The organism is Peribacillus sp. YIM B13481, assembly GCF_042787985.1.
Taxonomy (GTDB): domain Bacteria; phylum Bacillota; class Bacilli; order Bacillales; family DSM-1321; genus Peribacillus; species Peribacillus simplex_A.
The window spans coordinates 1-7,764 of record NZ_JBHZPE010000094.1 but is presented as its reverse complement, the minus strand read 5'-3'; the positions used below and the strand labels follow the sequence as shown (position 1 = coordinate 7,764).

At 34.1% G+C, this 7,764-nt stretch carries 11 protein-coding genes and 1 pseudogene; 2 read left to right on the top strand and 10 right to left on the bottom strand.

Annotated features, from left to right (window positions below; translation table 11 throughout):
• Positions 1-137 precede the first annotated feature (137 nt).
• The 5 genes from map to ACFX4X_RS24695 all read right to left on the bottom strand — a co-directional run bounded on the left by map (position 138) and on the right by ACFX4X_RS24695 (position 3,621).
• Complete coding sequence (gene map / locus ACFX4X_RS24715) at positions 138-878, bottom strand: type I methionyl aminopeptidase (protein ID WP_284469828.1); 741 nt, start codon at positions 876-878, stop codon at positions 138-140.
• A 272-nt stretch (positions 879-1,150) separates the two neighbouring features.
• Positions 1,151-1,507, bottom strand: coding sequence for an MmcQ/YjbR family DNA-binding protein (locus ACFX4X_RS24710; RefSeq protein WP_061464634.1), 357 nt, complete (start codon positions 1,505-1,507; stop codon positions 1,151-1,153).
• 157 nt (positions 1,508-1,664) lie between these two features.
• Positions 1,665-2,048, bottom strand: coding sequence for a YkvA family protein (locus ACFX4X_RS24705; protein WP_377387389.1), 384 nt, complete (start codon positions 2,046-2,048; stop codon positions 1,665-1,667).
• A 166-nt stretch (positions 2,049-2,214) separates the two neighbouring features.
• The gene (locus ACFX4X_RS24700) at positions 2,215-2,754 is read right to left on the bottom strand and encodes a DUF1572 family protein (RefSeq protein WP_061464636.1); all 540 of its coding nucleotides are present in this window, start codon (positions 2,752-2,754) and stop codon (positions 2,215-2,217) included.
• A gap of 396 nt (positions 2,755-3,150) precedes the next feature.
• Positions 3,151-3,621: a DinB family protein gene (locus ACFX4X_RS24695; protein ID WP_377387386.1), complete on the bottom strand. Its 471-nt coding sequence runs from the start codon at positions 3,619-3,621 to the stop codon at positions 3,151-3,153.
• Between the two features lie 275 nt (positions 3,622-3,896).
• On the opposite strand from ACFX4X_RS24695, the pseudogene ACFX4X_RS24690 reads away from it, so the two are divergent.
• Positions 3,897-4,392 (top strand): annotated as a pseudogene (locus ACFX4X_RS24690) (nucleotidyltransferase family protein); the annotation flags it as partial.
• 61 nt (positions 4,393-4,453) lie between these two features.
• On the opposite strand, the gene ACFX4X_RS24685 reads toward ACFX4X_RS24690, so the two are convergent.
• From ACFX4X_RS24685 to ACFX4X_RS24665, 5 genes are all read right to left on the bottom strand, one after another.
• Positions 4,454-4,903: a GNAT family N-acetyltransferase gene (locus tag ACFX4X_RS24685; protein WP_284469824.1), complete on the bottom strand. Its 450-nt coding sequence runs from the start codon at positions 4,901-4,903 to the stop codon at positions 4,454-4,456.
• 297 nt (positions 4,904-5,200) lie between these two features.
• A complete protein-coding gene (locus tag ACFX4X_RS24680; protein ID WP_377387383.1) occupies positions 5,201-5,575 on the bottom strand; it encodes a hypothetical protein in 375 nt (124 codons plus the stop codon).
• Between the two features lie 152 nt (positions 5,576-5,727).
• Positions 5,728-6,216 (bottom strand): hypothetical protein, encoded by a 489-nt coding sequence (locus ACFX4X_RS24675; protein WP_377387380.1) that lies wholly within the window; start codon positions 6,214-6,216, stop codon positions 5,728-5,730.
• 34 nt (positions 6,217-6,250) lie between these two features.
• Positions 6,251-6,505 (bottom strand): hypothetical protein, encoded by a 255-nt coding sequence (locus ACFX4X_RS24670; RefSeq protein WP_377387377.1) that lies wholly within the window; start codon positions 6,503-6,505, stop codon positions 6,251-6,253.
• A 203-nt stretch (positions 6,506-6,708) separates the two neighbouring features.
• The gene (locus tag ACFX4X_RS24665) at positions 6,709-7,071 is read right to left on the bottom strand and encodes a group I truncated hemoglobin (RefSeq protein WP_284469820.1); all 363 of its coding nucleotides are present in this window, start codon (positions 7,069-7,071) and stop codon (positions 6,709-6,711) included.
• 227 nt (positions 7,072-7,298) lie between these two features.
• Here ACFX4X_RS24665 and ACFX4X_RS24660 point away from each other — a divergent pair, with 227 nt between their 5' ends.
• On the top strand, positions 7,299-7,691 hold the full coding sequence (locus ACFX4X_RS24660; RefSeq protein ID WP_377387374.1) for a thiol-disulfide oxidoreductase DCC family protein: 393 nt from the start codon (positions 7,299-7,301) through the stop codon (positions 7,689-7,691).
• Positions 7,692-7,764 lie beyond the last annotated feature (73 nt).

Here is a 7,764-nt window from a genome sequence, read left to right as displayed (position 1 = left end):
AGCCCGGTAGATTACCGGGTTCATGCCCTCAAGGCTGCCTAATTAAATAAAGTGTCTAACTTTTTGGGTTCACTTCAAAGCAACTCCCTTATTTAAGTGGGTTGATGTGGGATACACCAATCGAATCCTCGCTTGAATTAAAGTGTGACAATAATCGGACCATCTTTAGTAAGGATAATAGTATGTTCCAATTGAGCTACATAGCTTTTTTCTGTAGCATAGGTCCAACCGTCTTCTTTTTGGAGCACTTCTTCTTCAAAGGTTGAGATAAATGGTTCGAATGCGATAACCATCCCTTCCTTTAATATTTCATTGTCCCATGGATCATAATAATTACAAATATGGTCAGGTGCTTCGTGTATTCTACGTCCAACACCATGTCCTGTAAGGTTTTTGATAACAGTGAATCCATGTTGTCTCGCTGTTTCGAATACTGCTTTTCCGATTCTACTTTTTTTGGAACCGGGTTTTGCTTTCTTAAGACCTGCTTCAAATGCCTTTTTAGCAACGTCGCATATTTTCGTTAATACTTCTTCTCCTTCTCCTACCACAAATGAGATTCCTGTATCTGCAAAATAACCGTTCTTTGAAGCAGATACATCTATATTTACTAAATCCCCTTCATGAATAACCCGATGACCCGGAATACCATGTGCCACTTCTTCATTAAGACTAATGCAAGTATAGCCAGGAAAATCATATACACCTTTTGGAGCTGACACTGCACCTGCTTTTTCTAAAAGTTCTCCGGCTATATCATCAAGTTCTTTGGTCGTTATGCCAGGAATTGTCCTTCGTACCAATTCATCTCTAATGGAAGCAATAATTTTGCCAATTTCCTTCAAACCATTAAAATCTTCTTCTGTTTTTGCAATCATTTTTATCCTACCTCATTATCTTTTATCATTAATAAGCTATATAAGTATTAATTGTACCTTTATTTTCTCGAAAAATAAAAGCAATGTAAAATATTTGGTACAATCCCCCTCACCTGAATTATTCTTCGATCAAGGAATAGACTACAAAAAGGATCTAGTACATATGACTATACTATTAATTGGATTTACCTTCCACTTTTCTTATAGAGCTAATCTGCCCCCGTTAGTGCCATAAGAAAAAGGCATAAATCCTTCCTGCTGAATCAATGCCTTCACTTTTTGAAATTAACTTTACTATTATTTTTTTTAGTTAGCATATAGCTTTGTTTTATCATTTCGTAAATGGCTTCCTTTGGAACAGTACCGTCAAGTATTATCGAATTCCAATGGTCCTTATTAAGATGAAATGCCGGAACTACCGAATGGTAAATCTGACGCCAATAATCTAAAAAACCGGGATCACATTTCACATTAATCCAAATATGGCCATCTTTTTCAAATATCCACGCAAACACTTTCTTGTTATCTATATGTCGCATTAACGTCCAATTCTTATCACGAAATGGATAATCTTCATATGTATTACCCATTCCCAAACAGTAACCGATAGCTCCCTCTCTATTTTTCATTGTTAACCTCTTCTCTAACATAATAACTTGCTAGTTTTTTAATAAAGCTGCATCCTTAATTATAACCCCTGGACGCTTTATTGCACTAACTGCCCCGTTAGTTCCTTAAGGAAAAAGCTGCCTTAAAGGCAGCTCCGATCTTAAGCTATCGCATCTGTCAGTTGATTAAGCGATAAATATTACTAAAAGCCCATATTATAATTAAGACCCAAATCAATAATATTATTGAGCCGACTATCCAATTCTTCGGCTTACCCTTTTTCATCATTTCTTCTGCCTTAACTTCACAGTCGGTTAAAACACTCTTTGGTATCATCTTTAATGCAATCATTATCCCTATTGGAACGAGAATTACATCGTCCAAGTAGCCAAGAATGGGTATAAAATCTGGTATTAGATCAATCGGACTGAATGCATAAGCAACAACACAAGCTGTAAATACCTTTGCATACCAAGGCACCCGTTCATCTTTACAAGCAAAGTAAAGGATAAAAATCTGTCGTTTTAAATTTCTCGCCCAAGTCTTCATTTTGTTAAACATTTTATCTCCTATAATAGTAATGATTTTATTTTCATTATAACAAAATGAAATTTACTAAAGATTGTTTTGTACTAATCTTCCCCGATATAGACAGCTCTGACCTTAGCTCTAGCACCCGCTGCTTAATAACGAGATGTTTTTTTAGCAGGGTTATACTATTCTTGGTTTATTTTCCCTGGTGTTTATCAAGCATTTGTTTTAAATATTCTTCCGATTTTCCTTTTTGAATACTGAGACTCTCCCATTTATTATCTTTTACTTGTTTACCAATAAAAACAATTTGCCCCACATGATAAGCATAATGTGCCATCTGCCTTTCAATAGCCTCTAAAACTAAATGCCTTTCTCCACGAATGTATATATTTTTTAATAAATCTTGTTCGCTTAAACCAGTTAATGTATCAATTAGGGTTTTCCAGCCTTTTTCCCAAACAATAGTTAGTTCGGATTTTGAAGATATATCATCTATAAATTCTTCATCACGATTTCTATATTCCTTTTCTCCGTCTGACGTTAAAAAATCAGTCCACCTTGAAACCATATTTCTACTCAAATGCTTTACTATTACTGCAACACTATTTGACTCGATATTATACGTCCAATGTATTTCCCCTTCGGATAATTGATTTATCGTTTTATCTCCTAGGCTTTTTACACTTTTAAACCTTTCGATTACAATCTTTAAATATTCGTTTCCAATATCCATATTCATTCCCTCCCTAAATACATAATTTAATTTTACTAAATTTTAAATGACGAAATATTCCCTCTACTTATTGTAAATGAAATTAAAGTGAAATATCGTAATCTCACCAAAAAAGGCATTTTACGTATCCCTAGTATAGTTTATTGGTTATATCTCCTAACCTATTATAAAAAATGAAGACTTCAAATTATTATTAATTAAAAAAATGTTATTGTTAATTTGTATATTTTCCGGAGATTATTATTAAGATATCAGGAGGTTTACAAACGGGAATGGTTAGTGGAGTAAATGAAAATAGAGAGTGTTATGTAGACTAATAATGTATAAAATATAACAAAAGAAAAAACCAGTTTTATTAGACTGATTTTTTCATCTAAATATAACACTTTGTTAAATTCAGTTTTTAACACTTACATGTTCAATTATACGCTTCATTGCCTGAATTTGCCCCATATGAGTCGCTTCATGCATTAATGTTAAACCTGCAAGCTCGCCAACAGTCTTACAACCTAGGAATGGTGTATCCAAATCTTGATCTAGCTGTTCAGCAGAAATTTGCTTTAAACGAGTTAATTGACCTTTCAGCTGTACAATAAGTTGATCCATAGCAGGTATATTCCCTGTCCAATCAGCTGGTTTTGTACCATTCCCAAACAATTCTATATAATTCATGGGAAGGTGAGTTGTTACATGCGGGAAACCAAACATAGTTTGTTCAGTAATTGTCAAAACGTGACCTGTATGCCAATGAATTGTGTTATTAAAACCATCTGGCTGCACATCAGTTTGTTCCTTAGAAATGGACTCTACATTCTTGATGAAATATTCTCTTGTCATCTCAAATTGCTTAAATACAAGTTGATTCATCTTTTTCTCCCCTCTCATTAACAAAATCATCCATATTATACCAGTAAAAAACGAAAAAGAATATAGTTGAAACTTCCTAAAATTAGCTTTATGTCAACCGGTTTTTGTTCCACAGTAGGGCGCGATTCTTTTAATAAGGTTCGCTTTTCCTAATGAACTCGGGTGCGTTAGCTGGAGATCGGAGCTGTCTTTATGGCAGCTTTTTTTTATATGAGGGGCAGGATAGTTGAAGAAGGATAAGCATTCAAGGTTAACGAATTAAAAAAGTAATATACATGTTATGGAGTAATTTCACAGTGATAAATGAGGAAAAAATCTTTGAGCTTATTACAGAAGATCAATGGATGATGAACATATTAAAAGCAGCAAAATCGTTAAATTTACCTGATTGGTGGATATGTGCTGGATTTGTTTGTTCAAAAATATGGGAACATTACATAATTTCAATGAAAGAACTCCAATCCCAGATATTGATTTAATTTATTTTGACCCTACAAATATTGATGAATTAATGGAAAAAAAATTTGAGGAAATGCTTAAAACCCTTATGCCGAACATTCCTTGGTCTGTAAAGAATGAAGCAAGAATTCACATTAAAAGTAATATGCCTCCCTATTCTTCTGCCGTTGATGCTATTTCCAAGTTCCCAGAAACAGCAACAGCTTTAGGAGTAAAATTAGATGAAAGGGATAATGTGAAATTAATAGCCCCTTGCGGCTTTAGTGATGTTTTAATCTAGAAGTGAAGCCGACTCTTTTTTTTACAGAGACCTAAAGAACGAGTAGAAATTTTACAGGTATAAAAAAGCTATAGGAGTCTCCGTTAACATTGTTTATTTTGATATCCATTCATATTGAATATCAGGTAAATTTTCTTCATTTTCGTGTCCTCTACCAATGATTTTAAATCCATTCTTTTCATAAAATCGTTGTGCGTTTTCATTTACTTCAAATGTATATAATGTTAATCTCCCACTTGATTTTGCTTTTATTTTATCTAGTAATGTTTGACCTATACCAATTCCTTGATAATCTATATGAATATAAAGTTGGCTTATTTCCGTTTCATTAGAAGCAATCATTCCAACTACTCTATCGTCAATTAACGCTAAATTTATTTGAAACTGTTCAGGTAATATATTATTTAAAAAATAAACGTGATTTTCAAAGCTATGAATTTCTTTCTGACCAATTGCCTGTTCCTTACTATCTCGCCACATTTTCACCGTTTGTTCAGCGTACTTGGGATTATACTGAGTAATTATGATTTGGTGTTGATTCACTACAATACCTCCTCAATTTTTGTTTACTGCTTTATTTGTTGTTTTCTTGTTAAAAAATCGATGAATACTACCCATTACGTGTATTTAGCTTTTATAAAATTTCTTCCTAGCTTCTCTCCCTATTCAGCACCGTTTATGAAACAAGAAAGTAGCCTCTATGGCAGCTCCATTCTTCAGCTATTGCACCCGTTAGCTTAGTAAGAACGATTTATATGATGCACTTTTAAATTATTCCAAGTTGATTTCCAACCTTCATTAATGAAATAAATCGCCTATTAGCTTAATCAGACTTTTTTGCTACCCAGTAAAATGTTCTTTGAAAATCTGTTTAAAATAAGGCTTAAAATCAATTTCAATCATTTGTTGGTAATCCTCATTAACAACTGTTAATAGTACAACTGAATGGTCTTTTTTATCTGATTTAATTTCGAATTTATCAACCCGTTTTAAGTCCAAAAGTGATAACAATCTATTTGAAGTACGGTGAGTTACTTGTATTTTTACTTCTCCATAGGAGGGCGAAAGTGTAACAATAAAGTCTTCTTCTCCATTAGAAAACCGGTATGTTGCTTTATTATAATAAAATGGCAAGTCTTTTGAAGTGGTATCTAATAACATTGGTTCACATTCAAATAACGACAGAAAGTCATTTTCTTCTGGAAATGCAGCCATTTTCCCTGATCACCTTCTTTATCACTATTTTAACAGTTTCATATTCAACAACCTGCCCTTTCGTTCCATAACAAAAAGGTTGCTTCTGTAACCACCCTTTGAAGTAAAGCACCATTAGTTTAAGTATAGGATTTCACAGTCCAACCATTGCTTTATTTAGTGGACACAACCAATTCATGTGGCATGCCAAGGTGCCGGTATTTAATTGCGACTTTGTCAATACTATGTTCATGCACTAACGAAAGAGCATATATGGTATCATCTTCTGTTGCAGTACCAGCATTTACTTTATCAAGTTGCTTTTGTGGGTCTGTCTTTGGTTTAAGAGTTATAGAATCTAATCCTTTGAAGGTATATTCACTTGCTTCTTCGCCATTAAAATGGTCAGAGATAATAAACCCTTTTGGATGATAACTCACTTGTAATTTCACTTTGGATGGTACAACTTTATCATTGACAAGAACTTCTTCAATTTGAATATCATCAAATGGACTTTTATTTCCTACCGAAACCAATTGTACCTGCTTATCATTCGCTGAAGCACTTGGATAAGCTACTAAAGGTTGGTTTAATTTCAGAAAAAAGAAGACACCTATAAATAAAACCACAATACTAATGACACCTATTAACACCTTTTTCAAAAAAACACTCCTTTACTAACCCACCCTTTTAATTTCATATTTTGCTATACATTAAAATGATAATTCCACAAATCGCAGCTACCCCAACAAAAGATAATACGTAAAAATAAGGTGGTATAACTTTACCGACAATCTCTACTTCCTTTTGAAGGGTGTCTACTTTATCCCATGCACTCACAATATCTGGTTTATAGTTCTTTGTTTTTATCATACTCACTAACATCAAACAGACTATATATAAAACATGAAGTGCAATTGAACCAATAAACGCTTGAAGAACCAACTTCATATGCTTACTCCTTTTTTCATTAAATATACCATAATAATCCATTTTAGTCCTTAAACCCTAAACCCTCGTTATTAAGGGTATTGCACAATTTGTGTCTAATGAGAACCAAAAGACGGCTTGGATCTTAAGCTAACGCACTCGTTTGTTGCATAAGAAAAGGAGCTGCTGATCAGCTCCTGGTATTGAAGTAAAGCACCTGTTAGTTATTTATTCAAAATATCATTTCTTAGTGAAGCAACTTTAGTTAAAGCTGTATCTATGTCAGCTTCATTCACTCCAAAGTGAGCAAGTGCATCGTTAAGATGTTTTACAATAGCATTAAAATGGGCTGGTTGGAGATTCATTCCCTGGTGAGCTTTTGCCATTGATTGTCCAGAATATTGTTTTGGACCACCTAATGCAAAACTAATAAATTTTGTCTGATGACTGCGTTGTTTTTCCATATCCGTTTTTTCAAAAAAATGATTAACTGTATCATCCTTAAGAACCAACTCGTTGTAAAAATAGTCCACAACTTTTGCTATCGCTTCTTCTCCACCAATTTTTTCATAAAGTGTTTGATCCATATATACACTCCTACTTTGTAATTAATATAAGTATTCTCTCCCAGAAAATTCATTTTTATTCCATATACTTTTATAATTAATAGTAGGATGTCGATAGAAAATCCAATTGCTAGTGAAAACAAACCGTTAAAACCCCAAACAATTCCTTGCGTTTTCGCCTTACCAAAACGGGTAGTGTATTATTGAAGCATGAGTATGATAAACGTCTCTCTATAGGAGGAATGTTCATGAATCCGGTCATTTTATTTGATGGTGAATGCAACTTTTGTGATTCGAGTGTCCAGTTCATTATAAAGCGGGATCCGCAGGGGCTTCTTTATTACGCTTCGCTTCAAAGTGAGGCGGGTCAAGAGCTGCTGAAGAAATACGATGCTCCCGCAGATATAGATAGCATGGTTCTGATCGAAAAGGACAAGGCCTACTATAAATCGTCTGCAGCCTTGAGGATTTGCCGCCGCTTACAAGGGGCATGGAAATTGCTTTACGGTTTCATCATCGTTCCAAGCTTCATCCGGAACATCGTTTATGACTTCATTGCCAAGAACCGTTACAAATGGTTCGGAAAGAAAGAAGAGAGCTGCATGCTGCCATCGCCAAGTGTTCGAAAGCGCTTTTTATAAAAGGCTCTTTTCGTAAAGATTGTTGTTTTTAAAACGAAACTATTTAAGGTTGATTGGAGCGGAAGTGCGAGAC